Genomic DNA, 24328 nt, shown 5'->3' on the forward strand with positions numbered 1-24328 from the left:
CCTTCACTCCTGCGGCTGCGGCTTGTCGGTCTCCTTCTCGCGGCTCGGCTGCAGCCGGGACTTGACGTCGTCCGGCGGCAGGAACCGCGACCACCGCTCCGGGAACTCGGACGGCATGTACGGGCTGTCCCCCTCATCCCCGTCGTCGTCCGGGCCCTCGTACCGGCTCTCCGCCTGGGCGCGGGCCACGAACTCGGCTGCCTGGGCCGCGCGCACCCGGTCGTTGGCCGCACGTGCCGCGGCCGTCGCCACCGACGGCCACACCCGGTCGATGGCCGCGTTGACCGCGGCCCCCACCAGTACCGCGAACGCGGAGATGCCGATCCACAACAGCACGGCGATCGGGGCTGCCAGCGAGCCGTAGATCGTGGGCCCCTCGACCGTACTGGTGAGATAGATCCGCAGCAGGAAGCTGCCGACCACCCACATCGCCAGCGCCATCAGGGCGCCCGGCATGTCCTCTATCCACGGAGAGCGGACGGGGACGGACACGTGGTAGAGCGTGGTGAGGAAGGCGATGGACAGGAGTATCACCAGCGGCCAGTACAGGACGCTTATGACCTCGGTGCCCCAGGGGATGAACTCCACGACCCGGTCGGGGCCGACCACCAGCAGCGGCAGCACGACCGCTCCCAGCAGCAGAGCCACCACGTACAGCAGGAAGGCGAGCATCCGGGTCTTGACGATGCCGCGCTGGCCGTCGAGCCCGTACATCACCGTGATCGTGTCGATGAAGACGTTGACCGCGCGCGAACCGGACCAGAGCGCGATCGCGAAACCGATCGAGATGACATCGGGCCGGGCCCCGGTGGTGACGTCCGCCAGGAGGGGTTTGGCGAAGTCGTTGACGCCGCGCTCGGACAGCACCGTGTGGGCGGCACTGAGGATGTTGCGCTCGATGGAGGCGACCGTGGCGGTGCTGGTCCACTCGTCGACGTAACCGAGCAGGCCGATCAGCCCGAGGAGCAGCGGAGGCAGGGACAGCAGGGTGAAGAACGCCGCCTCGGCGGCGAGTCCCAGAATGCGGTACTCCATGCACGAATTGACGGTGTCCTTCAGCAACTGCCAGGCCAGTTGGCGCTTGGACACGTTGCGGTAGAGCACTCTGGCCCGGTGGAGCCGGCCCGGTGGCCGCTCGGGTGTTTCATTTGCTGCCTGCACGTCCTTACCGTATCGGCATGGCAGCCACCACCCACACAGTGTCCAACCAGGCCCCTCCTCTCCTCGGCTACGACGTCTTCGGCGCGGACCAGGTGCTCACCGAAGCCGTGGAGCGACACCTCCCGGCCGAGCTGCTCGGCGATGCGCGGGACGGGCTCACCCAGCTCGGCCGGTCCGCCGGATCCGCCCAGGCCGCGAAGTGGGGCGTGCAGGCCAACGAGAACCCACCGAGGCTGCGCACCCACGACCGCTACGGGCACCGCGTCGACGAGGTGGAGTTCCATCCGGCCTGGCACCGGCTGCTCGGCCATGCCGTCACCGCCGGTCTGACCGATGCCTGGGACCGGCCGGGCGGGCATGCGCGCCGGGCCGCCGGCTTCCTGGTGTGGACGCAGGCGGAGGCCGGCCACGGGTGCCCCCTCTCGATGACGCACGCGGCGGTCCCCGCGCTGCGGACCGATCCGGCGGTCGCCGCCGAGTGGGAGCCGCTGCTGACCTCGCACGTGTACGAGGAGGAGCTGAGGCCGGCCGGGCAGAAGACCGGGGCGCTGCTCGGGATGGGCATGACGGAGAAGCAGGGCGGCACGGACGTGCGGTCCAACACGACGCGCGCCGAGCCGCTGGCGGCCGAGGGGGAGTATCTGCTCACCGGGCACAAGTGGTTCTGCTCGGCGCCGATGTCCGACGGGTTCCTGGTGCTGGCGCAGGCCCCGGGCGGACTGACGTGTTTCCTGCTGCCCCGGGTGCTGCCGGACGGCACGCGCAACGTGTTCGCGATCCAGCGGCTCAAGGACAAGCTGGGCAACCGGTCCAACGCCTCGGCGGAGGTCGAGTTCGACGGTACGTGGGCGCGCCGGATCGGTGAGGAAGGGCGTGGAGTACGCACCATCATCGACATGGTGGCGGCGACCCGGCTGGACTGTGTGACCGGTTCCGCGGCGTTGATGCGGCAGGCGGTGGCGCAGGCGGTGCACCACGCCACGTACCGCAGCGCGTTCGGCGGGGTGCTGGTCGACAAGCCGCTGATGCGCAACGTGCTGGCCGATCTGGCGCTGGAGTCGGAGGCCGCGACGGTGCTGGCGATGCGGCTCGCGGCCGCGTACGACGCCGGGACCGAGAGCGAGTCGGCGTTCCTGCGCATCGCCGTGCCCGCGGCGAAGTACTGGGTGACGAAGCGGTGCACCCCGCTGGTGGCCGAGGCGCTGGAGTGCCTGGGCGGCAACGGCTACGTGGAGGAGTCGGGGATGCCCCGGCTGCTGCGCGAGGCCCCGCTCAACTCGATCTGGGAGGGCTCGGGGAACGTACAGGCGCTGGATGTGCTGCGGGCCCTGCAGCGGGAGCCGCTGGCGCTGAACGCCTTCCTCCAGGAGGTGGGGCGGGCACGGGGCGCCGATCACCGTCTCGACGGGGCGATCAAGGGCTTGCTGACCGAGCTTGCCGATCTGCAGGGGATCGAGGCGCGGGCCCGCCGGGTCGTGGAGCGGATGGCACTGGTGCTTCAGGGTTCGCTGCTGGTGCGCTGGGCTCCCCCGGAGGTCGCCGACGCGTTCTGCGCGTCACGCCTGGGCGGGGAGTGGGGTTCGGCCTTCGGGACACTGCCGCACACCCTGGACCTGGCGTCGGTCGTGGAACGGGCCCGGCCCGTGGAGCGCTGACCCCCGGCGGGTCAGCAACAGGGGGTGGTGCTGCGCCGACACGGCACCACCCCCCATGCTGTGCACACCGGACTTCGAGGCGGAACCCCTCCGTGCGGTGTGCCGCCACTCTTGTACGGCCGAAGGGCCGTCGCCAGAGTTGCAGAGGGTTGCAACCATTGTGTGGAGTTGCGACGCCGGGGTCCCGGAAGCGGCAGGATGGGCCTCGTGGCCCTTGGCACGGCCCCTGTACTGACGCCGGCACCTAGGGCGGGTTTCGAAAGTCCCGCCTGCCCGGCGGCGTCTGGCACGCACGCTCGCCGCGTTGTCGGGATCATCCCGATACACCCAGTATCGGGGCGCCCCTCCGCCTTGCGATCGCACGCACCGGACGCCGCCGGGCCCGCCCTCCGGGCGGACGGCGCTACTTTCGAAACAGGCCCTAGGGGGAATCCGACGTGGAGACGAGTCCTGTCGATGTGATGCGGTCGGCCGCGCAGGGGGCCGACCGGTCCACGCGCCTGCTTCACCGGGCCCGGGAGGCCCGGATGTCGGGAGAGAGGATGCCGGTCCGGCCGCGTGCGGAGATCGGGGCCTCGTGGGACCGGGTGCTGCGCAGCGGTATCGACCCGGAGCAGTCCACCCAGAGCGTGCTGCTGGAGCTGGAGGAGGTCGAGCACCGGCGCCGGAGTTCGACGCTGGGCGAGGTGATGCCGCTGCTCAGCGACGGTCTGGTGAGCATCGCGGACGCGTCGCAGCAGATCATGGTGGTCACCGATGTGGAGGGCCGGGTGTTGTGGCGCCAGGGCAACACGGCGATCCTGCGCCGGGCCGACGAGATCTGTCTGGCCGAGGGTGCCGCCTGGTCGGAGGAGATCACCGGCACCAATGCGATCGGTACGGCGCTCGCCTCGCGCGCAGCGGTGCAGGTCCACTCCGCGGAGCACTTCGTGCGCAGTCTGCACGGGTGGACGTGCGCGGCGGCCCCGGTGCGCGATCCGCGGGACGGCCGGCTGATGGGGATCGTCGACATCAGTGGTCCGGCGAACACCTTCCACCCCACGACGCTCGCACTGGTCGGTTCGGTGGCCCGGCTGGCCGAGAGCGAGATCAGGACCCGGCATCTGCAGTCGATCGACCGGCTGCGCTCGGTGGCGGCGCCGCTGCTGTGCCGGCTGGGCGGCCGGGCGCTGGCGGTCGACGCGAACGGCTGGCTGGCCGCCGTCACCGGGATGCCACCGGTGGACCGGCTGCCGCTGCCGAAGTCCGTGCAGCCGGGCAGGGTGTGGCTGCCCTCGCTCGGGATGTGCCGGGTGGAGCCGCTGCCGGGCGGCTGGCTGGTGCAGGTGGCGGACGGCGCGATGGACAGCCCGCCGCGCCGCGTCGTACTCGATCTGAGCCTGCCGCGCGGCCTGGCGGTGAACGTGGTGAGCCCGGTGGGCACGTGGACGCAGCGGCTCTCCCCGCGCCACGCCGAGCTGCTGTACGCACTGGCCCTGCACCCCGAGGGCCGTACGGCTTCCGAGCTGGCGGAGGACCTCTTCGGCGACCCGAGCAGGACGGTGACGATCCGGGCCGAGATCTCGCGGCTGCGGCGCCATCTCGCGGAGGTGCTGGCGCACCGCCCGTACCGCTTCGGCGACGGCGTCGAGGTGGAGGTGATCGGTCCGGAGCACCCGGGCGATCTGCTGCCGCGGTCGAAGGCGCCGGTGGTGGTGGGGGCCCGTAGCGCCACCTGAACCCCGTTCCCGCAGGTCCGGGGCGGCTTCTGGCGGGTACCGGCTTGGGCCGGGGCGGGGGGACGTGGTTCTCTGGCAGTCATGAGCAACCCCGAGCGCCCCTCCGATCCCGCCCTCGCCGAGGTGACCATCTGGTCCCTGGAGCAGACCTCCCCCGATGATCTGCGGCCCTCGGCCGTGCCGGGGCCGGAGGTGCGGATCGTCCGGTCCGAGGTGCCGCTGCCCGAGTTCAGCCGGTTCCTCTATACGGCGGTCGGCGGCGACATCCAGTGGACGGACCGGCTGTCGATGACGTACGCGCAGTGGCAGGAAGCCCTGGACCGGCCGGGCGCGGAGACATGGGTGGCGTATGTGAACGGAACGCCGGCCGGTTACGTCGAACTGGACCCGCAGGACGACGGCGTGGTCGAGATCATGTACTTCGGCCTCGTCCCGGCCTTCCGGGGCCGCCGGATCGGGGGGCACCTGCTCTCCTACGGCGTCGCCCGCGCCTGGGACCTGGCGGAGCGGTGGCCCGAGCGGCCCGCGACGAAGCGGGTGTGGGTGCACACCTGTTCCAAGGACGGGCCGCACGCCAGGGGCAACTACCTGCGTCGCGGCTTCCGGCTGTTCGAGACCCGGACGGAGCTGGAGCCCGATGTCGCCACCCCGGGCCCGTGGCCGGATGCCGGCCGGGAACTGCTTCCGTAGCCGCCCCCCGTAAGAAATGCACACGGTTGTCCGTTTTTCCGGACACCAGGCGCCCGTCCGGTACGTGACGGGCGCCACATCGTCTCGCCTTTCGGGACAGTCTCGTCCACATCATGGATAGTGGTGGACTGCTCCGAGACCCGCGTGACACGCTTCCGTCATGCCTGGAACTGGAATTGCCTTGGTGAGTCGACGCCACGTCGACCTCGGCCGCATGTCCAGCGCCATCTGTCCGGCGAGCTGAGAGTCCCAGCACCGCCGCGATCACCCTTTCTCTGCAAACCCTGCGCACCGCCGCGCCCAGACGCGAGTGTGCAGTTCAGAGCCGCCCTCCTGCAGTCCCGAAGGACGTACCGTCATGGCCGCTAGCCCGGAACAGCCCGCGCCCGCCGCGCCCCGCCGCAAGGCCGGACGCCACCGTGGCGAAGGTCAGTGGGCCCTGGGGCACTACACCCCGCTGAACGGCAATGAGCAGTTCAAGAAGGACGACGACAGTCTCAACGTGCGGACACGCATTGAGACGATCTACTCCAAGCGCGGGTTCGACTCGATCGACCCCAACGACCTTCGCGGACGCATGCGCTGGTGGGGCCTGTACACGCAGCGGCGAGCCGGTATCGACGGCGGCAAGACGGCGGTCCTGGAGCCCGAGGAGCTCGAGGACAAGTACTTCATGATGCGGGTCCGCATCGACGGCGGACGGCTGACCACCGCGCAGCTGCGCGTCATCGGCGAGATCTCCCAGGAGTACGCCCGCGGCAGCGCGGACATCACCGACCGTCAGAACGTCCAGATGCACTGGATCCGCATCGAGGACGTCCCGGCGATCTGGGAGAAGCTGGAGGCCGTCGGCCTCTCCACCACCGAGGCGTGCGGTGACTGCCCCCGCACGATGATCGGCTCCCCGGTGGCCGGCATCGCCGCCGACGAGATCATCGACGGCACCTCGGCGCTGGACGAGATCCACGAGCGCTACATCGGCAACCCGGAGTTCTCCAACCTGCCGCGCAAGTTCAAGACCGCCATCTCCGGCTCCCCGGTGCAGGACGTGGTGCACGAGATCAACGACATCGCGTTCGTCGGCGTCGAGCACCCCGAGCACGGCCCCGGCTTCGACCTCTGGGTCGGCGGCGGCCTCTCCACCAACCCGCGACTGGCTGAACGCCTGGGCGCCTGGGTGCCGTTGGACGAGGTGGCGGACGTGTGGGCCGGTGTCGTGGGGATCTTCCGTGACTACGGCTACCGCCGCCTCCGCAACCGCGCCCGGCTGAAGTTCCTGGTCGCCGACTGGGGCGTCGCGAAGTTCCGTCAGATCCTGGAGGACGAGTACCTCAAGCGCCCGCTGCTGGACGGACCCGCGCCCGCGGAGCCCAGCAGCCGCTGGCGCGATCACATCGGGGTCCACGCGCAGCAGGACGGCCGGTTCTACGTGGGGTTCGCGCCCCGTGTCGGACGCGTCGACGGCACTACCCTCGCCAAGGTCGCCGACCTCGCGCAGGCGCACGGCTCTGGCCGGGTGCGTACCACCGTCGAGCAGAAGATGATCATCCTCGACGTGGAGCAGGACCAGGTCGAGTCGCTGTCCGCCGGTCTGGAGGCACTCGGCTTCCAGGTGAAGCCGTCCACGTTCCGCCGCGGCACGATGGCCTGCACCGGCATCGAGTACTGCAAGCTGGCGATCGTCGAGACCAAGGCGCGCGGCGCCGCGCTCATCGACGAACTGGAGCGCCGCCTCCCGGAGTTCGACGAGCCGCTCACCATCAACATCAACGGCTGCCCCAACGCCTGCGCCCGCATCCAGACCGCGGACATCGGCCTCAAGGGTCAGCTCATGCTGGACGACGAGGGCAACCAGGTCGAGGGGTACCAGGTGCACCTGGGCGGCGCACTCGGCCTGGAGGCCGGCTTCGGCCGCAAGGTCCGTGGCCTGAAGGTCACTTCGGCCGAACTGCCCGACTACGTCGAGCGGGTGCTCGGGAACTTCCAGAAGGAGCGCGAGGACGACGAGCGCTTCGCGACCTGGGCGGCCCGGGCCAGTGCGGAGTCGCTGTCATGAGCGAGCGCGCTGCACCGTTCCACTGCCCGTACTGCGGCGACGAGGACCTGCGTCCCCACGAGACGGGGCACGGGGCCTGGGAATGCGGCTCCTGCAACCGGGCGTTCCAGCTGAAGTTCCTGGGCCTGCTGGCCCGGGGACTGGAGCGCAACAACGGTGAAGGGGGCGGAATATGACGGACACTCTGCAGAGCGAGGAGCTCTCCGCGGCCGAGCTCAGGGAGCTCGCCGAGCGCGCGGGCCGGGAGCTGGAGGACGCTTCCGCACTGGAGATCCTCCAGTGGGCCACCCGCACCTTCGGCAACCGGTTCTGTGTGACGTCGTCGATGGAGGACGCGGTCGTCGCGCACCTCGCCTCCCGGGCACTGCCGGGCGTGGACGTGGTCTTCCTCGACACGGGCTACCACTTCCCCGAGACCATCGGCACCCGTGACGCGGTGGAGGCGGTGATGGACGTCAACGTCATCACCCTGACCCCGCGCCGGACCGTGGCCGAGCAGGACGCCGAGTACGGGCCGAAGCTGCACGACCGCGACCCGGACCTCTGCTGCAAGCTGCGCAAGGTCAAGCCACTCGAAGAGGGCCTGACCTCGTACGCGGCCTGGGCGACCGGCCTGCGCCGCGACGAGTCCCCCACCCGGGCGAACACCCCGGTGGTCGGCTGGGACGAGAAGCGGCAGAAAGTCAAGGTCTCACCGATCGCGCGCTGGACGCAGGACGACGTCGATGCGTACGTCGCCGAGCACGGGGTGCTCACCAACCCGCTGCTGATGGACGGTTACGCGTCCGTGGGCTGCGCCCCCTGCACCCGCCGGGTACTGGAGGGCGAGGACGCACGGGCCGGACGCTGGTCCGGGCGCGGCAAGACCGAATGCGGGCTGCACGACTGATGACGACTGATCAGGAGACTTCGATGAGCGTGACGGAGACGGGAGCCACCGTCTGGCTGACCGGTCTGCCGAGCGCGGGCAAGACCACCATCGCGTACGAACTCGCCGGGCGGCTGCGCGGCGAGGGCCACCGGGTGGAGGTGCTCGACGGTGACGAGATCCGCGAGTTCCTCTCCGCGGGCCTCGGCTTCACCCGCGAGGACCGCCACACCAACGTCCAGCGGATCGGCTTCGTCGCCGAACTCCTGGCGGCCAACGGCGTGAAGGTGCTGGTCCCGGTCATCGCCCCGTACGCGGACAGCCGTGACGCGGTCCGCAAGCGCCACATGGCGGAGGGCACCGCGTACCTGGAGGTGCACGTCGCCACTCCGGTCGAGGTGTGCTCGGTACGCGATGTGAAGGGGCTCTACGCCAAGCAGGCGGCGGGCGAGATCAGCGGGCTGACCGGGGTGGACGACCCCTACGAGGCACCCGAGTCGCCCGATCTGCGGATCGAGTCGCACCAGCAGACCGTGCAGGAGTCCGCGGCGGAGCTGTACGCGCTGCTGAGCGAGAGGGGTGCAGCGTGACGACCGTCGCGACTGTGTCGGAAGGCACCGACAATCCGTACGCACTCAGCCACCTGGACTCGCTGGAGTCCGAGGCCGTGCACATCTTCCGCGAGGTGGCGGGGGAGTTCGAGCGGCCGGTGATCCTGTTCTCCGGCGGCAAGGACTCGATCCTGATGCTGCACCTGGCACTCAAGGCGTTCGCGCCCGCGCCGGTGCCGTTCACACTGCTGCACGTGGACACCGGGCACAACTTCCCCGAAGTCCTCGAATACCGCGACCGCACGGTCGCCGAGCACGGGCTGCGCCTGCACGTCGCATCCGTGCAGGAGTACATCGACGCCGGGAAGCTCCGCGAGCGCCCCGACGGCACCCGCAACCCGCTGCAGACCGTGCCGCTGACCGAGGCGATCCAGCAGCACCGCTTCGACGCGGTGTTCGGCGGCGGCCGCCGCGACGAGGAGAAGGCGCGCGCCAAGGAGCGGGTCTTCTCGCTGCGTGACGAGTTCTCCCAGTGGGACCCGCGCCGCCAGCGCCCCGAGCTGTGGCAGCTCTACAACGGCCGGCACGCCGCCGGTGAGCACGTCCGGGTCTTCCCGATCTCCAACTGGACCGAGCTCGACGTGTGGCAGTACATCGAGCGCGAGGGCATCGAGCTCCCGCAGATCTACTTCGCCCATGAGCGCGAGGTCTTCAACCGTTCCGGCATGTGGCTGACCGCGGGCGACTGGGGCGGCCCCAAGGAGCACGAGACGGTCGAGACCCGTCAGGTGCGCTACCGCACGGTCGGCGACATGTCCTGCACCGGTGCCGTCGACTCCGACGCCACCACGCTGGACGCCGTGATCACCGAGATCGCCGCCTCCCGGCTCACCGAGCGGGGCGCGACGCGCGCCGACGACAAGATGTCCGAGGCCGCGATGGAAGACCGTAAGCGCGAGGGGTACTTCTAACATGACCACACCTACCCAGTTGGCCGAGCAGTTGTCGACCACCACACTGCTGCGGTTCGCCACCGCGGGGTCCGTCGACGACGGCAAGTCCACCCTCGTCGGACGGCTGCTGCACGACTCCAAGTCGGTCCTCACCGACCAGCTGGAAGCGGTCGAGGACGCGTCCCGCAAGCGCGGCCAGGAGGCGCCGGACCTGGCGCTGCTGACCGACGGGCTGCGGGCCGAGCGCGAGCAGGGCATCACCATCGATGTCGCCTACCGCTACTTCGCCACCACCCGGCGCCGGTTCATCCTCGCCGACACCCCGGGCCACGTGCAGTACACCCGCAACATGGTGACGGGCGCCTCCACGGCCGAGCTGGCCGTGGTCCTGGTCGACGCCCGCAACGGCGTCGTCGAGCAGACCCGCCGGCACGCCGCCGTCGCGGCCCTGCTCCGCGTCCCGCACGTGGTGCTGGCCGTGAACAAGATGGACCTGGTCGACTACGCGGAGCCGGTGTTCGCCGCCATAGCCGAGGAGTTCACCGCCTACGCGGCTTCCCTGGGCGTCCCGGAGATCACCGCGATCCCGATCTCCGCCCTGGCCGGCGACAACGTCGTGGAGCCGTCCGCGAACATGGACTGGTACGGCGGCCCGACGGTCCTGGAACACCTGGAGACGGTCCCGGTCAGCCATGACCTCACCGCCTGCCACGCCCGTTTCCCCGTCCAGTACGTGATCCGGCCGCAGACCGCCGAGCTCCCCGACTACCGGGGCTACGCCGGCCAGATCGCCGCCGGTGTGTTCCGCGTCGGCGAGCCCGTCACCGTTCTGCCCTCCGGCCGTACGTCGACGATCGCCGGAATCGACCTGCTCGGCGACAGCGTGGACATCGCCTGGGCCCCCCAGTCGGTCACCCTGCGCCTGGCCGACGACATCGACGTCTCGCGCGGCGACCTCATCGCCCCGGCGAACGACTCCCCCGCCGTCACCCAGGACGTCGAGGCGACCGTCTGCCACGTCGCTGACGAGCCGCTCACCGTGGGCCAGCGGGTCCTGATCAAGCACACCACCCGCACGGTCAAGGCGATCGTCAAGGACATCCCGTCCCGCCTGACCCTCGACGACCTCTCGCAGCACCCGGCCCCCGGCCGGCTGGTCGCCAACGACATCGGCCGGGTCGTCGTCCGCACCGCCGAGCCCCTGGCGCTCGACGCGTACGCCGACTCGCGCCGCACCGGGTCCTTCCTGCTGATCGACCCGGCCGACGGCACCACGCTCTCGGCCGGCATGGCGGGCGCCTCCTTCGCCGCCGTGGCGCAGCCCGAGGCCCCGTCGGACGACGACGCGGAGTGGGACTTCTGATGAACACCGACGTCTTCTCGACCTTCGCGAAGGAGGGCGGCCGGGTCGGCAGCGGCGCCCTCGGCAGCGGCCAGGGCGGGGTTGCGCGATGTGCGCGTTGACGTACGCGCACTGCCTGCGCGCCCGGCAGCACCAACCGCACCGCCTGTACCGCCAGTTCAGACGAAGACCTGCCGACTTCCCGGTCGCGTCCCCGGACTTCCGAGGGACGTGAGCACCGGGCCTCCGAGAGGAAGACCTCCCGTGTCTGCCCCCCGTACCACCCTTCGCCGCAGCCTTGCCGCTGCCGCCGCTCTGCCGCTGCTCGCCGTGGCGCTCACCGCCTGCGGCTACGGCTCCGAGGCGAAGGACGACGACGCCGAGAAGGCGAACGTCGCCGCCGACGGAAAGAAGCTCTCCGCCGACACCGTGCGGATCGGGTACTTCCCGAACCTCACCCACGCCACCGCCCTCGTGGGTGACCAGGAGGGACTGTTCCAGAAGGAACTGGGCGGCACCCAGCTCAAGACCTCGACGTTCAACGCGGGTCCCTCCGAGATCGAGGCGCTGAACGCCGACTCGATCGACATCGGCTTCATCGGCCCCTCGCCCTCCATCAACGGCTACACCAAGTCCAAGGGCCAGAACCTGCGGATCATCGGTGGTTCCGCCTCCGGCGGCGTGAAGCTGGTCGTCAACCCGAAGAAGATCAAGACCCTGGACGACCTCAAGGGCAAGAAGATCGCCACCCCTCAGCTCGGCAACACCCAGGACGTGGCCTTCCTCAACTGGATCTCCGAAAAGGGCTGGAAGGTCGACGCCCAGAGCGGCAAGGGCGACGTCTCCGTCGTCCGTACGGACAACAAGGTGACCCCGGACGCCTACAAGTCCGGCTCCATCGACGGCGCCTGGGTTCCCGAGCCGACCGCGTCCAAGCTGGTCGCCGAGGGGGCCAAGGAGCTGCTGAACGAGTCGACGCTGTGGCCCGAGGGCAAGTTCGTGATCACGAACATCATCGTGTCGCAGAAGTTCCTCAAGGAGCACCCGGACGTCGTCGAGGCGGTGCTGCGCGGCTCGGTGAACACGAACGCGTGGATCAACGCCAACCCCGACAAGGCGAAGGCCTCCGCGAACACCGCCCTGAAGAAGCTCACCGGCAAGGAGCTGCCGGCCGAGATCATCGACCCTGCCTGGAAGTCGATCCAGATCACCGACGACCCGCTGGCCGCCACTCTCGACGCAGAGGCTGAGCACGCGGTGAAGGCCGATCTGCTGGAGGAGCCCGACCTCAAGGGCATCTACGACCTGAAGCCGCTGAACAAGGTCCTCAAGGCCGCGGGCAAGCCCGAGGTCGCCGACGCCGGTCTCGGCGTCAAGTAACCAGCCGCTCGAAGATCCCAGGAGGTGACGACCATGGCGAACACCCTCACCAAGGCCGAGGACCGTGTCGCGGTCGGGCACGCCGCCCGTATCGCACATGTCTCGAAGTCCTTCGCCGGACCCACGGGAGCGCAGCTGGTCCTGGACGACATCACGCTCGATGTCGCCCCGGGCGAGTTCGTCACCCTCCTGGGAGCCTCCGGGTGCGGAAAGTCGACGCTGCTCAACCTGGTGGCCGGACTCGACCGCCCGACCGGGGGCTCCATCGAGACCCCCGGCGGGCGGCCGGCCCTGATGTTCCAGGAGCACGCGCTGTTCCCGTGGCTGACCGCGGGCAAGAACATCGAGCTGGCGCTGCGCCTGCGCGGCGTGCCGAAGTCGGAACGCCGCACGGAGGCGGAGCGGCTGCTGGAGCTCGTGCGCCTGAGCGGGGCGTACGGCAAGCGGGTGCACGAGCTGTCGGGCGGCATGCGACAGCGGGTGGCGATGGCCCGCGCGCTCGCCCAGGACAGTCAACTGCTGCTGATGGACGAGCCGTTCGCCGCGCTCGACGCCATCACCCGGGACGTTCTGCACGACGAGCTGACCCGGATCTGGCGCGAGACGAACGTCTCGGTCCTCTTCGTCACGCACAACGTGCGCGAGGCGGTACGTCTCGCCGAGCGCGTGGTGCTGCTCTCCTCCCGCCCCGGCCGGATCGCCCGCGAGTGGACGGTCGACATCGAGCAGCCCCGCCGCATCGAGGACACCGCGGTGGCGGAACTGTCCGTCGAGATCACCGAACAACTGCGTGGGGAGATCCGCCGTCATGGCCAGCACTGATATCAAGTCGGACGCACCGGGGTCCGGTGGGGGCGGCGGGTCCGACGCGGTCAAGCAGGACGACCTGGCCGGTCTGGAGGCGGGCCTGGACGCGCTGGACGCCGTACATGTGCACCGCACCCCGGTGCGCGAGGTGCTGCTCCGCAAGGTCCTGCCGCCGCTGCTGGCGGTGGCCCTGGTCGTCGTCGTCTGGCAGCTGCTCGTCTGGGCGCAGGTGACCGAGGACTACAAGTTGCCCTCGCCCTCCGCGGTCTGGGACAGCCTCGGCGACATGTGGCGGCAGGGAACCCTGCTGGAGGTGGTGTGGACCAGCATCTCCCGCGGTCTGCTCGGCTTCCTGCTCTCCGTCGCCATCGGCACGCCGCTCGGACTGCTGGTGGCCCGGGTGAAGTTCGTCCGTGCCGCGATCGGCCCGATCCTGTCCGGGCTGCAGTCCCTGCCGTCCGTGGCGTGGGTGGCTCCGGCCGTGATCTGGCTCGGCCTGAACGACTCGATGATGTACGCGGTCATCCTTCTGGGCGCGGTGCCCTCGATCGCCAACGGCCTGGTGTCCGGCGTCGACCAGGTGCCGCCGCTCTTCCTCCGGGCGGGGCGGACCCTGGGCGCGACCGGTCTGCGGGGTACCTGGTTCATCGTCATGCCGGCCGCCCTGCCGGGCTATCTGGCCGGTCTGAAACAGGGCTGGGCCTTCTCCTGGCGTTCGCTGATGGCCGCCGAGATCATCGCCTCGTCGCCGGACCTCGGCCTGGGACTGGGCCAGTTGCTGGAGAACGGCCGCAACAACGCGGACATGCCGGGGATCTTCCTCGCCATCATCCTGATCCTCTTCGTCGGCATCGCGATCGATCTGCTCATCTTCAGTCCGCTGGAGCGGTGGGTGCTGCGCAGCCGCGGTCTCCTCGTCAAGAACTGAGAGGCGTCATGACATCTCCGGTCCTTCTCGTCATCGCCCACGGCAGCCGCGATCCGCGGCACGCGGCGACCGTGCACGCGCTCACCGCGCGGGTACGGGCGCTGCGGCCAGGGCTGCGGGTGGAGACCGGTTTCCTGGACTTCAACGCACCCTCGGTGCCGCGTGTCCTGGAACGGCTGGACGCGCAGGGGGCGGGTGAGGTGGTGGCCCTTCCCCTGCTGCTCACCCGAGCGTTCCACGCCAAGTCCGACATCCCGGCGGTCCTGCGCGAGGCGCGTGCCCGGCTGCCGCGGCTGCGGGTGCGGCAGGCCGAGGTGCTCGGCCCCTCGCCGCTGTTGAACTCCGCCCTGGAGCGGCGGCTGTACGAGGCCGGGGTCCGCCCCGGCGATCGAAGCTCGACCGGGCTCGTCCTGGCCTCGGCGGGCTCCACAGACCCGGAGGCGATCGCAGTGATCGCTGAAATCGCGCGGGAGCTGCGGCACACCGGTTGGTGTTCCGTGCGGCCTGCGTTCGCCTCCGCATCTCATCCCCGTACCGAGGACGCGGTACGGGCCCTGCGGGCCGACGGCGTGCGGCGGGTGGCGGTCGCCCCGTACGTCATCGCGCCCGGCCGCCTCCCGGACCGCATCGCGACGGGGGCGGCCGAGGCCGGGGCCGATGTGCTGGCCGGTGTGCTGGGACCGTCGCCGGAGCTGGCGCGGCTGCTGCTGGGCCGGTACGACGAGGCGCGTGTCCGCAGCGCCGGGTCTGCCCGGATCAGCGCGTAGGCTGCCGCGTCTGTCTCAGCCCGCGTCCAGGCTGCCCGTGCGGGTCCGCTTGAGCTCGAAGAAGTCCTCGTGGCCGGCGAGCACCCGGAAGCTGTCGAACAGGCGCGCCGCCTCCTCGCCGCGCGGCACCGCCCGCAGCACGGGGCCGAACCACACGGTCCCGTCGACGTGGAGGGTGGGTGTGCCCACGTATCCGTCCGCCTCCGGGTCCTTGCCGGCGTCGTGACTGCGGCGTACCGCCTCGTCGAACGCCGGATCGTGCGCGGCCGCGGCCAGTTCGGCGGGCAGGCCGAGTTCGTCGAGGGCCTCGGTGATCACCTCGTCGAAGTCCTCGTTCTTCTGCTGGTGGATCCTGGTCCCGTAGGCCGTGTACAGGTCGCGCAGCACACCCTCGCCGCGCAGTCCGGCCGCGGCGGCGGCGACGCGTACCGGACCGATCGACTTGTCGACCAGAGTGCGGTACCAGTCGGGGAGTTCGTTGCCGGTGTTGTGCAGGTAGAGGCTCATCACGTGGAAGCGGAGCTCGATGTCGCGCTGCTGCTCCACCTCCAGCATCCAGCGGGAGGTGATCCAGGCGAACGGGCAGGCCGGGTCGAAGTAGAAGTCGACGACGGCCCTGCCCGTGCCCGGGCTGCGGTGAGTGGTCATGGAAGGAGCCTAGCCAGCCGGTGGCTCACCCCCACGGGCCATTTGGCGCCCGCGGCGATGGGCCATTCTCATCCGGCGTTCCACTGCGGATCGCGACCGCTCAGGGCCAGCGCCCGCTCGAAGGCGGATGCGCCCGCGTCGGCGTCGACCTCGTCGGCGAAGCCGTCGTACTGCCGGTAGAGCGCGGCGGTCTTCTCCACGATCCCCAGGACATGGGCGGCCGCCGCGTCGGAGAGCCGGAACTCCTGACCCGTGGCCCGGGCCACGTCCCAGCCGTGCAGGGCCGTCTCCTCGATGAGCATCGCGGCGGTGTCCGCGGCCTGGCCGGCCGAATCGCCGGTGCCGATCGTGCCCTCCCAGACGGCCGGGTCCGACCAGGCGGCGACGGCACGGTCCAGCTGGGCCGCGTACTGCTCGGCCCAGTCGGTGTCCGCCGTGAAGTCCCGGACGGTGAGTTCCTCGGGGATCTCCGTGCGCAGGGCGCGGTGCTCCATGCCGTGCGAGGTGTAGAGCACCCAGTGGTTGATGAGCCCGCGGACGTCCCAGCCGGCGCAGGGGGTGACGGGGGCGTCGAGCTGTTCGGGGCGGACCGCGCGTGCCACTCGAGCGGCTTCGGCGGCGCATTCGGTCATATGGGTGTGCTCGGTCTTCATGGCCCCCACTCTAGGAAGGAGCACCGCTCACGGTCTTGAAGAAAGGCGACAGACGGGCGAGAGTGACCGGCCGCGGGGACCGGGGGCCCTCGGACTACTGTTCCTGCATGTCTGCATCGCTCCCCTCCCCCGACGGTTCGTTCCTCATCGGCGGTGAGCTGCCCGTTCGCCGTCTCGGCTACGGCACCGCCCAGCTGACCGGCCCCGGGTACTGGGGTCCTCGCGGAGACCGCCGGGACGCGCTGACCGTGCTGCGGTCGGCGGTGGCGCAGGGAGTCACCCTGATCGACACCGCCGACAACTACGGCCCGGGGGTGGCCGAGGAACTGGTGGCCGAAGCGCTGCGCCCGTACCGCGACGACCTGGTGATCGCCACGAAGGGCGGAGTCGTGAGGACCGGCGCCAGCGCCTGGCACATCGCGGGTCGGCCCGAGCAGCTGCGCGCGATGTGCGAGGCCAGTCTGCGCAGGCTGCGGACCGACCGGATCGACCTGTACCAGCTGCACCGGCTGGATCCGCGGGTGCCGATGGCCGATCAGCTGGGGGCCCTGGATGCGCTGCGGCAGGAAGGTAAGATCCGGTACATCGGTCTGGACACCCTCACCGCCGACCAGTTGGAGCAGGCACTCTCCCTGACCGGGATCGCCTCGGTGCAGAACCGCTTCAACCTCCTCGACCGCGGCTCGGACGCGGTACTGAAGGTGTGCGAGACCCATGGCCTGGCGTTTCTCCCCTGGTTCCCGCTGGCCAACGGCGCGCTGACGGGCGACGCCGCCGCCGCGCTCGACGGCGTCGCGCAGGACCACGGTGCCACCCGCGGACAGATCGCCCTCGCCTGGCTGCTGCACCGCTCCCCCGTCCTGTGCCCGACCCCGGGCACCGGTTCGGCCGCCCATCTCTCGGAGAACCTGGGGGCGCGGGAGATCCGGCTGACGACCGAGGACATGAGCCGCCTGGAGGCCCTCGCCTCCGCATGAAGGAGTACACGCACGTGACCGTGACCGCAGCCCCCGTCCAGTCCGCCCCGACCGCCCCTGCGCCGGTGATCCGGGCCGACCGTGTCTCGCTCGTACGGGAGGGGAACGTGCTGCTCGACTCGGTCTCGCTGACCGTGCGGAGCGGGGAGCACTGGGCCCTGCTAGGCGCCAACGGCGCGGGCAAGAGCACCCTGCTCGGGCTGCTCGGGGCGGTCACCCACCCCACCCGGGGCACGGTGGAGGTGCTGGGGCGCACCCTCGGCCGGGTGGATCTGCGGGAGCTGCGGACCTTGCTGGGCCATGTCGATCCGCGCCATCCGCTGCGTTCCCCGCTGACTGTGAGCCAGGTGGTGCTGACGGGTCTGACCAACTCCGTCGAGCCGCTGCCGCGGTGGTCGCCCGGGGCGGAACAGCGGGAGCGGGCAGAGAGGCTGCTGAAGATGCTGGGGATGGGCGGGAAGACACGGTCCCGCTGGCCGGCGCTCTCGCAGGGTGAGCGCGGTCGTACGCTCATCGCCCGTGCGCTGATGCCGCAGCCCCGGCTGCTGCTGCTCGACGAGCCGGCCACCGGGCTGGATCTGGCCGCCCGGGAGCAGCTGCTGGACAGTCTTGACGCCTTGCGCGAGGAGCACCCGGAGCTGGCGACGGTGCTGGTCACGCACCATCTGGAGGAGCTGCCGGCCTCCACCACGCACGCGATGCTGCTGCGCGGGGGACGGTGCACGGCCTCGGGGCCCGCCGTCGAGGTGCTGACCACGGAGCTGGTCAGTTCCTGCTTCGGTCATCCGGTACGGATCGCTCGCACCGACGGGCGGTGGACGGCGCGGGCCCAGCGGGCGGACCGTCGCTGACACCGCCTCACCCGTCGTGGGGCGTGGCGGTGAGGAAGGGGGTGGCCTGGTGGTAATAGAGGAGCCAGCCCGCCTCGGTGAGCCGCCACAGGGAACTGCGATGGGCGCGCTTGCCCCTGGCCTCGGTGTCGAAGGTGACGTGGACGAGCTCGTCGGCGAGCTGGACCCCGCGCATCCGTGAGGCGGTGAGCTGTCCGGGCCGGGGGGCTTCGTCCGAGATCAGCGAGGTGATGACCATCGCGCGGTCCCAGCGGCGGCCGGTGGTGTCGACCTCGTGGAAGTCGGGGTGCAGGACCTGGATGAGGAGTGCGGTGGAGGCCCGGACCACCGGGTCCAGGAGGCGGAGTTCGCCCTCGACGGCGGCGGCCACGCCCGGGGACGGTTCGCTCATGCGCCGCCTCCGGCCGTCCGCGCGGATCCGGTGTGCGGCGCGCGGGTCCCGCCCGCGGTGGGCCTTCGGTGACCGCTCCCGCCCTTCCCGGGCGACGGCGCCGCGTACATCATCATGGGCACACCATAGGACGATCTTCCCGAGCCGTACGGCCGCCGCGCCCCGTGGGGGAGGGCGCGGTGGCCGGCCGGGTCCTACTCAACCACCTTCAGCAGCTTGTTCGCCGTCCCTTCGGTGGCGTTGCTGATGGCGTCCGGAGTGGCTCCCCCGGTCAGCGCGGTGGCGACCTCCGCCGGGGTGGCGTCCGGGTGCCCGGCCAGGTAGACGGCGGCGGCACCGACGACGTGCGGGGTCGCCATGGACGTGCCGGAGATGGTGTTGGTCGCGTCGTCGCTGTCGTTCCATGACGAGGTGATGTCGGAGCCCGGCGCGTAGATGTCCACGACCGAGCCGTAGTTGGAGAACGAGGACTGCTCGTCGTCCACCGTGGAGGAGGCGACCGTGATGGCCTCCGGGACGCGCGACGGGGAGCCCGCGCCCGCGTCGCTCGACTCGTTCCCGGCTGCCACCGCGAAGGTGACTCCGGAGGCGATGGCCTTCTGGACGGCCGCGTCGAGCGCCTCGTCCGCGCCGCCGCCGAGGCTCATGTTGGCGACGGACGGGCCCTGGTGGTTCTCGGTGACCCAGTCGATTCCGGCGACGACCTGCTCGGTGGTGCCCGATCCGGAGTCGTCGAGGACACGCACGGCAACGATCTTGGCCTTCTTGGCGACGCCGTACGTCGCCCCGGCTATGGTGCCGGCCACGTGGGTGCCGTGGCCGTTGCCGTCGTCGGCGCTGTCGTCGTTGTCCACCGCGTCGAAGCCCGAGCTGGCCCGGCCCTCGAACTCCTGGTGCGTGGTGCGGACCCCGGTGTCGATGACGTACGCGGTGACGCCCTCACCCGCGCTGTCCGGGTAGGTGTACGCCTTGTCCCCGGCGGTCTCCGCCTGGTCGATGCGGTCCAGGCCCCAGGACGGCGGGTTGTCCTGGGTGGCGCTGGCGTGGAACTTCTTGTTCTGGACGACCTTGGACACGGCCGGGTCGGCCGCGAGGCGCTTGGCCTCGGTCTCCGAAAGGCCGCTGGCGGAGAAGCCGTTGATGGCGGAGGCGTAGTTGCGCTTCAGCTTGCCGCCGTACTCCTTGGCGAGCTTCGCCTTGTCGGCCTTCTGGTCCAGCATCACGATGTAGCTGCCGGAGACGGCGGTCGACGCGTCGGCGCCGTAGATCTTGCCGGTCGCGGGGGCGGGTGCCGCTCCGGCGAACGGGACGGCCAGCAGGGTGACTCCGGCTGCCGCGGCCACCGCGGTGATGGCGGCAGTCAGCTGGAACCGGCGTGCGCGCTTGTGAATTGCCATGAAGAGGGGTTCTCCTCGTCATTCTTTGTGGGGGGATTGACCCTCGGCCGGAAGATCTCCGGGGGCTGGCTCGAAACCCTTACTGATTGACGCGCGCAGATCAAGACCTTCCCTGGGCCCACGACGCCCTGCCCATGATTTCGTCACAGGAAGACGACCACCCGCACCCAAGTCCCCCACAACCACTGCCCGTCACCGGCCGGACACCATCGGCCTCAGTCCCGCAGGCAGCGTTCCGCCCCGTTCATGACGCTTCGTCACGAACGGGGCGGGGCCGAGCGTGTTCAGCGTCGGACGATCCGCACCCCTGTCACACCCATCAGCCCGGCAAGGGGGACATCGGACGCCGTCTGCGCGGGGTCCACCGTCAGACCTCGCGATGCACCGCATCCGACGCGCGCGCTGATCCACCGGGAATCGCGGGACAGCCCTTCCTTCCGTACCCGTCCGTACTCACCGCTGATAGCGGGCCAACACCCGCTTCCCGTCCTCCACCAGACGCTTCTTCAGCTCGCCGGAGTCGATCGCCCCGCTGTAGTACTCCTGGAGCGCGGGCGTGGCGACCTTGTCCTTCCACTCGGGGTATCCGCGCACGGACTGGGCCGGTGCCGGGCGCAGGGCGGCAGCGAGGGCGGCACCGGTCGCCCAGCCCCGGTCTGCGGTGTGCAGCGAGGGGTCGGCCAGGGCGGCCGTGCCGGTCGGCAGCATCCAGTCACCCTTGGCCAGGCGCACCATGTTCGCGGGCCGCAGCAGGAAGTCGATGAACTCCACGGCCTCCTTCTTGTGCGGGCTGTCCTCGGCGACGGACAGGGTCTGCGGACTCACTCCCTGCGCCAGGCCCCCGGTGCCGGCCGGGGCGGGCAGCACGGTCCACTCGAAGCCCTTCGGGGCCTGTTCCACGACCTGCTGGCGGTAGGAGAACCCGAGCGGCACCATGGCGTACTTCCCGCCGAAGAGGCCGGGCAGCGTGTCGCCACCCCCCATGCCGAGTGCGGTGCGGGCGGCGCTGTGGTCGGTGTTGACCTGATCGTGGATGGTGCCCGGGACCACCTGGTCGCCCTCGCCCGTCTCGATGGCCACCTTTCCGTCGGCGCGGCGGTGGAACAGTTGGCCGCCTGCCGAGAGGCCGAGGTTGAGGGTGACGGAGACCGGTTCCTTGAGCGGCCAGGCGACTCCGTAACGGCCCTTGCCCGTCAGCTGCTTGGTGACCTGTCGGAACTCCGGCCAGCTCCAGGGCTTCTCGGGGGTCGGGATGCGGACCCCGGAGTCCTTGAGGATCCTGGTGTTGGCGATCAGGACCCGCGGTTCCTGGAGGAACGGCACCCCGTACACACCGCCGTCGAAGGTGGCGGTCTGCCAGCTCTGCGCGGGGATGTCGTCGGTCAGCCGGTTCGGGAGGAGCTTACGGAGATCGGCGAGGTAGCCGCCGTACGCGAAGTCCGCGAGGTCGTCGGAGGCGTCGTGGATGACGTCCGGGGCCTCGTTCCCCTCGAAGGAGGTGAGGAGCTGGTCGTGGACACTGTCCCAGCTGCCCTGGACGTATTGGACCTCGATGTCCGGATGGCTCGCGTTCCACTCCTTCACCAGCTGTTTGTTGATGTCGACGGATTCCTTCTGCCAGGCGAGCGACTGGAAGCGGATCCGGATCTTCCCGTCCGTTCCGTCGTCGCCGTCCCCGGCGCACCCGGTGAGCAGCAGGGCGAGCGCGGTGGCCGCCACGGCTGCCGTACGTACCACTGCGCGCATCAGCTCTTCACCGCCCCGGCCAGCATGCCGCCCGTGATCCGCCGCTGGATGACGGCGAAGAGGACGAGCGAGGGAAGGGTGGCGAGGAACGCTGCGGCGGCGAGCGGCCCGAGGTCGCTCGCACCCTCCGCACCCAGGAAGTGGGTCAGCACGACCGGCAAGGTCTGCTTCTCCGGGGTCTTGAGCAGGACGAGGGCGAAGAAGAACTCGTTCCAGGCGGTGATGAACGCGAAGAGCGCGGTGGCGACGATCCCGGGGGCCAGCAGCGGGGCGGTGACCGAGACGAGTATCCGCAGCCGGCCGGCTCCGTCGACCGCCGCGGCCTCCTCCAGCTCGGGCGGCACGGCCCGTACGTAGCCGACCAGCATCCACAGAGCGAAGGGCAGCGCCCACACCACGTAGACCATGATCAGCCCCCACAGGGTGTTGATGAGATGCAGATGCTTGAGGACCAGGAACAGCGGAATGATCAGCAGGACGAACGGGAACGCCTGGCTGACCACGACCCAGCCGGTGGCGGCCGTGGAGAGCCGTGAGCGGTGGCGGGCCATCACATAGGCCATCGGGGTCGCGATGAGGACGGCGATGACGCCGGCCGAGAGCGCGGCGATCAGCGAGTTGGCGGCGGCCCGGAGCAGCGGCTGCTCGTCGAAGGCCTGCCGGAAGTTGTCCAGGGTCGGGTGCTCGGGGATCCAGGTGGGGTGCAGGGAGCCCAGTTCGGGAGCGGGTTTGAAGGCGGTGGAGATCAGCCACAGGAACGGGAAGGCCAGGAAGACCAGGTAGCAGAGCAGCGCCAGGTACTGTCCGGCGCGTGCGGGCCTGCTGGTGCGCAGACTCATCGGTCCTCGCCTCCCCTGAGCCGTCCGGCGAGGTACACGGCGAGGATCACGGAGATCACCGCGACCATCACACAGCCCATTGCCGCGGCGTAGCCGAACTGTCCGTAACGGAAGGCCTCTTCGTAGGCGAAGAGCATCGGGAGCCGGGTGCGGCCGCCGGGTCCGCCGTTGGTCAGCACGTAGACCAGGGCGAAGGAGTTGAAGTTCCAGATGAAGTTGAGCGCGGTGATGGAGAGGGCGACGGGCCTGAGCGCGGGCCAGGTGACTGTACGGAACCGGCGCCAGGCGCCCGCTCCGTCCAGGGCGGCCGCCTCGTGGAGTTCGTGCGGAGTGTTCTGGAGCCCGGCCAGCAGGGCCACCGTGGTCTGCGGCATCCCGGCCCAGACCCCGACGAGGATCACCGCGGGCAGTGCGGTGGCGAGGCCGGTCAGCCAGTCGCGGCCGTCGCCGAGACCCAGGTCGCGGATGGTCTCGTTGAGGATGCCGGCGTCCGGGTTGTAGACAAGGCGCCACATGATGCCGACGACGACCTCGGGCATCGCCCACGGAATGATGGCCAAGGCGCGGGCCAGCCAGCGCATCCGCAGGTTCTCGTTGAGCAGGAGGGCGAGACCGAGGGCCAGGACGAACTGCGGGACGGTGACGCCGACCGCCCAGACCAGACCGATGCGGAACGACTCCCAGAAGAGTCCGTCGTGGAGCAGGTCCTGGAAGTTCAGTACGCCGACCCACTGGGTGGACCGGGTCCGGCCCGACTGGGCGTCCGTGAAGGCCAGCGCGATGCCGTAGAGCAGGGGCCCCACACTGAGGATCAGGATCGGGATCAGGGCGGGCAGTACCAGGAACCAGGTTCCGGCGTTCCGGTTGATCTGCCCGGACTGCTTGCCACGCGGGTCGCCCGGCGGCCCGTGCCGTCCGGACTGCACGGTTGCATTCGCCAATGTCATAAATACGCCCCCTTGCGTCATTCGACCGGCTACATACCGTTCTGGCCGCTCAGGTGGCCTCCGCCATCGTGCTGACGGCCCGTCGGTTCGTCAAGGCAGCCTGCACGGATGCGAAAATCGGATCCATGAACGAGATGCGAGCGCGCGAGGTGCTGACCGCTGCCGGACTGCCCGGCGGCGCGTCGCTGATCGCGCTGGGCGAGAACGCGGTGTTCGCCGTGGGCGACCTGGTCGTCAAGATCGGCCGCGACGCCCTGCGGAGTCCGGAGCTGCGTGACCGGGCGGAACGCGAGGTGGCCGTGGCACGGTGGCTCGCCGCCTCCGACGTCCCCGCCGTGCGGGCGGCCGAGCCGGGGGCGCGGCTGGTCGAGGGCCACCCCGTCACGCTGTGGCACCGGCTGCCGGACGCGGTGCGGCCCGCCGAGCCGCGGGATCTCGCACCGCTGCTGAGGGCGGTGCACGCACTGCCGGCCCCGGAGGGCCTCGCCCTGCCCCGCCGGGAACTGCTGGGCGGCGTCGAGCGGTGGCTGAGTCTGGCCGGCGAGTCGATCGATCCGGCCGACGCCGCGTATCTGCGCGAACGCCGCGACGGCTTCGCGGCGGCGGCCGCCGCCCTGGTCCCGCAGCTGCCCCCCGGCCCGATCCACGGCGACGCGCTCGCACGCAACGTCCATGTCGGCCCGGACGGGCCGGTCCTGGTGGACCTGGAGACGTTCTCCACAGATCTGCGCGAGCACGACCTGGTGGTGCTCGCCCTGTCCCGCGACCGGTACGGGCTGGACGCCGAGGCCTATGACGCGTTCACCTCGGCGTACGGGTGGGACGTACGGGAGTGGGACGGCTGCGCGGTGCTGCGCGGGGCCCGGGAGACGGCGAGCTGCGCGTGGGTCGCGCAGCACGCCCCGGCCAATCCGAAGGCACTCGCGGAGTTCCACCGCCGGGTGGCGTCCCTGCGGGACGGGGACCCGTCGGTGCGGTGGTACCCGTTCTGAACGCCCGGTCC

General features: G+C 70.6%; 25 protein-coding genes. 17 read left to right on the top strand and 8 right to left on the bottom strand.

What is annotated here, in order from left to right:
* Positions 1-3 precede the first annotated feature (3 nt).
* Positions 4-1104, bottom strand: coding sequence for a YihY/virulence factor BrkB family protein (locus OG538_RS06505; protein WP_406100008.1), 1101 nt, complete (start codon positions 1102-1104; stop codon positions 4-6).
* Between the two features lie 74 nt (positions 1105-1178).
* Between OG538_RS06505 and OG538_RS06510 the strand changes: the two genes are divergently transcribed.
* From OG538_RS06510 to OG538_RS06575, 14 genes are all read left to right on the top strand, one after another.
* A complete protein-coding gene (locus OG538_RS06510; RefSeq protein WP_406091070.1) occupies positions 1179-2816 on the top strand; it encodes an acyl-CoA dehydrogenase family protein in 1638 nt (545 codons plus the stop codon).
* 461 nt (positions 2817-3277) lie between these two features.
* Complete coding sequence (locus OG538_RS06515; RefSeq protein WP_406100009.1) at positions 3278-4534, top strand: GAF domain-containing protein; 1257 nt, start codon at positions 3278-3280, stop codon at positions 4532-4534.
* A gap of 81 nt (positions 4535-4615) precedes the next feature.
* Positions 4616-5224 carry a GNAT family N-acetyltransferase gene (locus OG538_RS06520; protein ID WP_406091072.1) on the top strand — a complete coding sequence of 203 codons (609 nt, stop codon included), beginning with the start codon at positions 4616-4618 and terminating at the stop codon, positions 5222-5224.
* Positions 5225-5384: 160 nt separating this feature from the next.
* Entirely contained in the window at positions 5385-5468 is an 84-nt protein-coding gene (locus tag OG538_RS06525; RefSeq protein WP_310739661.1) for a putative leader peptide, read from the top strand.
* A 114-nt stretch (positions 5469-5582) separates the two neighbouring features.
* A complete protein-coding gene (locus tag OG538_RS06530; RefSeq protein WP_406091074.1) occupies positions 5583-7280 on the top strand; it encodes a nitrite/sulfite reductase in 1698 nt (565 codons plus the stop codon).
* Complete coding sequence (locus tag OG538_RS06535; protein WP_406091075.1) at positions 7277-7456, top strand: hypothetical protein; 180 nt, start codon at positions 7277-7279, stop codon at positions 7454-7456. Before OG538_RS06530 ends, OG538_RS06535 begins: the two co-directional genes overlap by 4 nt.
* Complete coding sequence (locus OG538_RS06540) at positions 7453-8169, top strand: phosphoadenylyl-sulfate reductase (protein WP_406091077.1); 717 nt, start codon at positions 7453-7455, stop codon at positions 8167-8169. The genes OG538_RS06535 and OG538_RS06540 overlap by 4 nt, the downstream gene beginning before the upstream one ends.
* 23 nt (positions 8170-8192) lie before the next feature.
* Positions 8193-8738 carry an adenylyl-sulfate kinase gene (gene cysC, locus OG538_RS06545; protein ID WP_389129757.1) on the top strand — a complete coding sequence of 182 codons (546 nt, stop codon included), beginning with the start codon at positions 8193-8195 and terminating at the stop codon, positions 8736-8738.
* Complete coding sequence (cysD, locus tag OG538_RS06550; protein WP_148021566.1) at positions 8735-9670, top strand: sulfate adenylyltransferase subunit CysD; 936 nt, start codon at positions 8735-8737, stop codon at positions 9668-9670. The genes cysC and cysD overlap by 4 nt, the downstream gene beginning before the upstream one ends.
* 1 nt (position 9671) lies before the next feature.
* Complete coding sequence (locus OG538_RS06555) at positions 9672-11015, top strand: sulfate adenylyltransferase subunit 1 (protein WP_406091080.1); 1344 nt, start codon at positions 9672-9674, stop codon at positions 11013-11015.
* A 243-nt stretch (positions 11016-11258) separates the two neighbouring features.
* Positions 11259-12374, top strand: a complete 1116-nt coding sequence (locus OG538_RS06560) for an aliphatic sulfonate ABC transporter substrate-binding protein (protein ID WP_406091082.1) — start codon at positions 11259-11261, stop codon at positions 12372-12374.
* Between the two features lie 33 nt (positions 12375-12407).
* Positions 12408-13196, top strand: coding sequence for an ABC transporter ATP-binding protein (locus tag OG538_RS06565; protein ID WP_406091084.1), 789 nt, complete (start codon positions 12408-12410; stop codon positions 13194-13196).
* A complete protein-coding gene (locus tag OG538_RS06570) occupies positions 13183-14109 on the top strand; it encodes an ABC transporter permease (RefSeq protein WP_406091086.1) in 927 nt (308 codons plus the stop codon). Before OG538_RS06565 ends, OG538_RS06570 begins: the two co-directional genes overlap by 14 nt.
* A gap of 8 nt (positions 14110-14117) precedes the next feature.
* Positions 14118-14876 (top strand): sirohydrochlorin chelatase, encoded by a 759-nt coding sequence (locus OG538_RS06575; protein ID WP_406091088.1) that lies wholly within the window; start codon positions 14118-14120, stop codon positions 14874-14876.
* 15 nt (positions 14877-14891) lie between these two features.
* On the opposite strand, the gene OG538_RS06580 is transcribed toward OG538_RS06575, so the two are convergent.
* Together OG538_RS06580 and OG538_RS06585 are read right to left on the bottom strand one after the other, a co-directional pair.
* Positions 14892-15524: a DsbA family protein gene (locus OG538_RS06580; RefSeq protein ID WP_406091090.1), complete on the bottom strand. Its 633-nt coding sequence runs from the start codon at positions 15522-15524 to the stop codon at positions 14892-14894.
* Positions 15525-15592: 68 nt separating this feature from the next.
* A complete protein-coding gene (locus OG538_RS06585) occupies positions 15593-16177 on the bottom strand; it encodes a TIGR03086 family metal-binding protein (protein WP_406091092.1) in 585 nt (194 codons plus the stop codon).
* Positions 16178-16284: 107 nt separating this feature from the next.
* On the opposite strand from OG538_RS06585, the gene OG538_RS06590 reads away from it, so the two are divergent.
* Positions 16285-17154: an aldo/keto reductase gene (locus OG538_RS06590; RefSeq protein WP_406091094.1), complete on the top strand. Its 870-nt coding sequence runs from the start codon at positions 16285-16287 to the stop codon at positions 17152-17154.
* Positions 17155-17174: 20 nt separating this feature from the next.
* Positions 17175-18005: an ABC transporter ATP-binding protein gene (locus tag OG538_RS06595; protein WP_406100012.1), complete on the top strand. Its 831-nt coding sequence runs from the start codon at positions 17175-17177 to the stop codon at positions 18003-18005.
* Positions 18006-18012: 7 nt separating this feature from the next.
* Here OG538_RS06595 and OG538_RS06600 read toward each other — a convergent pair whose 3' ends face one another.
* The 5 genes from OG538_RS06600 to OG538_RS06620 form a co-directional block, all read right to left on the bottom strand.
* Positions 18013-18396: a DUF4440 domain-containing protein gene (locus tag OG538_RS06600; RefSeq protein WP_406091096.1), complete on the bottom strand. Its 384-nt coding sequence runs from the start codon at positions 18394-18396 to the stop codon at positions 18013-18015.
* Between the two features lie 194 nt (positions 18397-18590).
* Entirely contained in the window at positions 18591-19793 is a 1203-nt protein-coding gene (locus OG538_RS06605) for a S8 family serine peptidase (protein ID WP_406091098.1), read from the bottom strand.
* Between the two features lie 453 nt (positions 19794-20246).
* The gene (locus OG538_RS06610; RefSeq protein ID WP_406091100.1) at positions 20247-21539 is read right to left on the bottom strand and encodes an ABC transporter substrate-binding protein; all 1293 of its coding nucleotides are present in this window, start codon (positions 21537-21539) and stop codon (positions 20247-20249) included.
* Complete coding sequence (locus OG538_RS06615; protein WP_406091102.1) at positions 21539-22378, bottom strand: carbohydrate ABC transporter permease; 840 nt, start codon at positions 22376-22378, stop codon at positions 21539-21541. The genes OG538_RS06610 and OG538_RS06615 overlap by 1 nt, the downstream gene beginning before the upstream one ends.
* Positions 22375-23325 (bottom strand): carbohydrate ABC transporter permease, encoded by a 951-nt coding sequence (locus tag OG538_RS06620; RefSeq protein ID WP_406091104.1) that lies wholly within the window; start codon positions 23323-23325, stop codon positions 22375-22377. The genes OG538_RS06615 and OG538_RS06620 overlap by 4 nt, the downstream gene beginning before the upstream one ends.
* 125 nt (positions 23326-23450) lie before the next feature.
* Here OG538_RS06620 and OG538_RS06625 point away from each other — a divergent pair, with 125 nt between their 5' ends.
* Entirely contained in the window at positions 23451-24317 is an 867-nt protein-coding gene (locus OG538_RS06625; RefSeq protein WP_406091105.1) for a phosphotransferase enzyme family protein, read from the top strand.
* Positions 24318-24328 lie beyond the last annotated feature (11 nt).

It is taken from the genome of Streptomyces sp. NBC_01013 (genome assembly GCF_045162765.1).
In the GTDB taxonomy this organism is placed as follows: Bacteria; Actinomycetota; Actinomycetes; order Streptomycetales; family Streptomycetaceae; genus Streptomyces.

Excerpts from the sequence above, each read along its gene's own strand:
- OG538_RS06540 (WP_406091077.1), top strand. The coding sequence starts at position 7,453 with ATGACGGACACTCTGCAGAGCGAGGAGCTCTCCGCGGCCGAGCTCAGG.
- OG538_RS06510 (WP_406091070.1), top strand. The coding sequence starts at position 1,179 with ATGGCAGCCACCACCCACACAGTGTCCAACCAGGCCCCTCCTCTCCTC.
- OG538_RS06570 (WP_406091086.1), top strand. The coding sequence starts at position 13,183 with ATGGCCAGCACTGATATCAAGTCGGACGCACCGGGGTCCGGTGGGGGC.
- OG538_RS06625 (WP_406091105.1), top strand. The coding sequence starts at position 23,451 with ATGAACGAGATGCGAGCGCGCGAGGTGCTGACCGCTGCCGGACTGCCC.
- OG538_RS06535 (WP_406091075.1), top strand. The coding sequence starts at position 7,277 with ATGAGCGAGCGCGCTGCACCGTTCCACTGCCCGTACTGCGGCGACGAG.
- OG538_RS06610 (WP_406091100.1), bottom strand. The coding sequence starts at position 21,539 with ATGCGCGCAGTGGTACGTACGGCAGCCGTGGCGGCCACCGCGCTCGCC.
- OG538_RS06580 (WP_406091090.1), bottom strand. The coding sequence starts at position 15,524 with ATGACCACTCACCGCAGCCCGGGCACGGGCAGGGCCGTCGTCGACTTC.
- cysC (WP_389129757.1), top strand. The coding sequence starts at position 8,193 with ATGAGCGTGACGGAGACGGGAGCCACCGTCTGGCTGACCGGTCTGCCG.
- OG538_RS06575 (WP_406091088.1), top strand. The coding sequence starts at position 14,118 with ATGACATCTCCGGTCCTTCTCGTCATCGCCCACGGCAGCCGCGATCCG.
- OG538_RS06555 (WP_406091080.1), top strand. The coding sequence starts at position 9,672 with ATGACCACACCTACCCAGTTGGCCGAGCAGTTGTCGACCACCACACTG.
- OG538_RS06565 (WP_406091084.1), top strand. The coding sequence starts at position 12,408 with ATGGCGAACACCCTCACCAAGGCCGAGGACCGTGTCGCGGTCGGGCAC.
- OG538_RS06605 (WP_406091098.1), bottom strand. The coding sequence starts at position 19,793 with ATGGCAATTCACAAGCGCGCACGCCGGTTCCAGCTGACTGCCGCCATC.
- OG538_RS06615 (WP_406091102.1), bottom strand. The coding sequence starts at position 22,378 with ATGAGTCTGCGCACCAGCAGGCCCGCACGCGCCGGACAGTACCTGGCG.
- OG538_RS06600 (WP_406091096.1), bottom strand. The coding sequence starts at position 18,396 with ATGAGCGAACCGTCCCCGGGCGTGGCCGCCGCCGTCGAGGGCGAACTC.
- OG538_RS06590 (WP_406091094.1), top strand. The coding sequence starts at position 16,285 with ATGTCTGCATCGCTCCCCTCCCCCGACGGTTCGTTCCTCATCGGCGGT.
- OG538_RS06530 (WP_406091074.1), top strand. The coding sequence starts at position 5,583 with ATGGCCGCTAGCCCGGAACAGCCCGCGCCCGCCGCGCCCCGCCGCAAG.
- OG538_RS06585 (WP_406091092.1), bottom strand. The coding sequence starts at position 16,177 with ATGAAGACCGAGCACACCCATATGACCGAATGCGCCGCCGAAGCCGCT.
- OG538_RS06620 (WP_406091104.1), bottom strand. The coding sequence starts at position 23,325 with ATGACATTGGCGAATGCAACCGTGCAGTCCGGACGGCACGGGCCGCCG.
- OG538_RS06525 (WP_310739661.1), top strand. The coding sequence starts at position 5,385 with ATGCCTGGAACTGGAATTGCCTTGGTGAGTCGACGCCACGTCGACCTC.
- OG538_RS06515 (WP_406100009.1), top strand. The coding sequence starts at position 3,278 with ATGCGGTCGGCCGCGCAGGGGGCCGACCGGTCCACGCGCCTGCTTCAC.
- OG538_RS06520 (WP_406091072.1), top strand. The coding sequence starts at position 4,616 with ATGAGCAACCCCGAGCGCCCCTCCGATCCCGCCCTCGCCGAGGTGACC.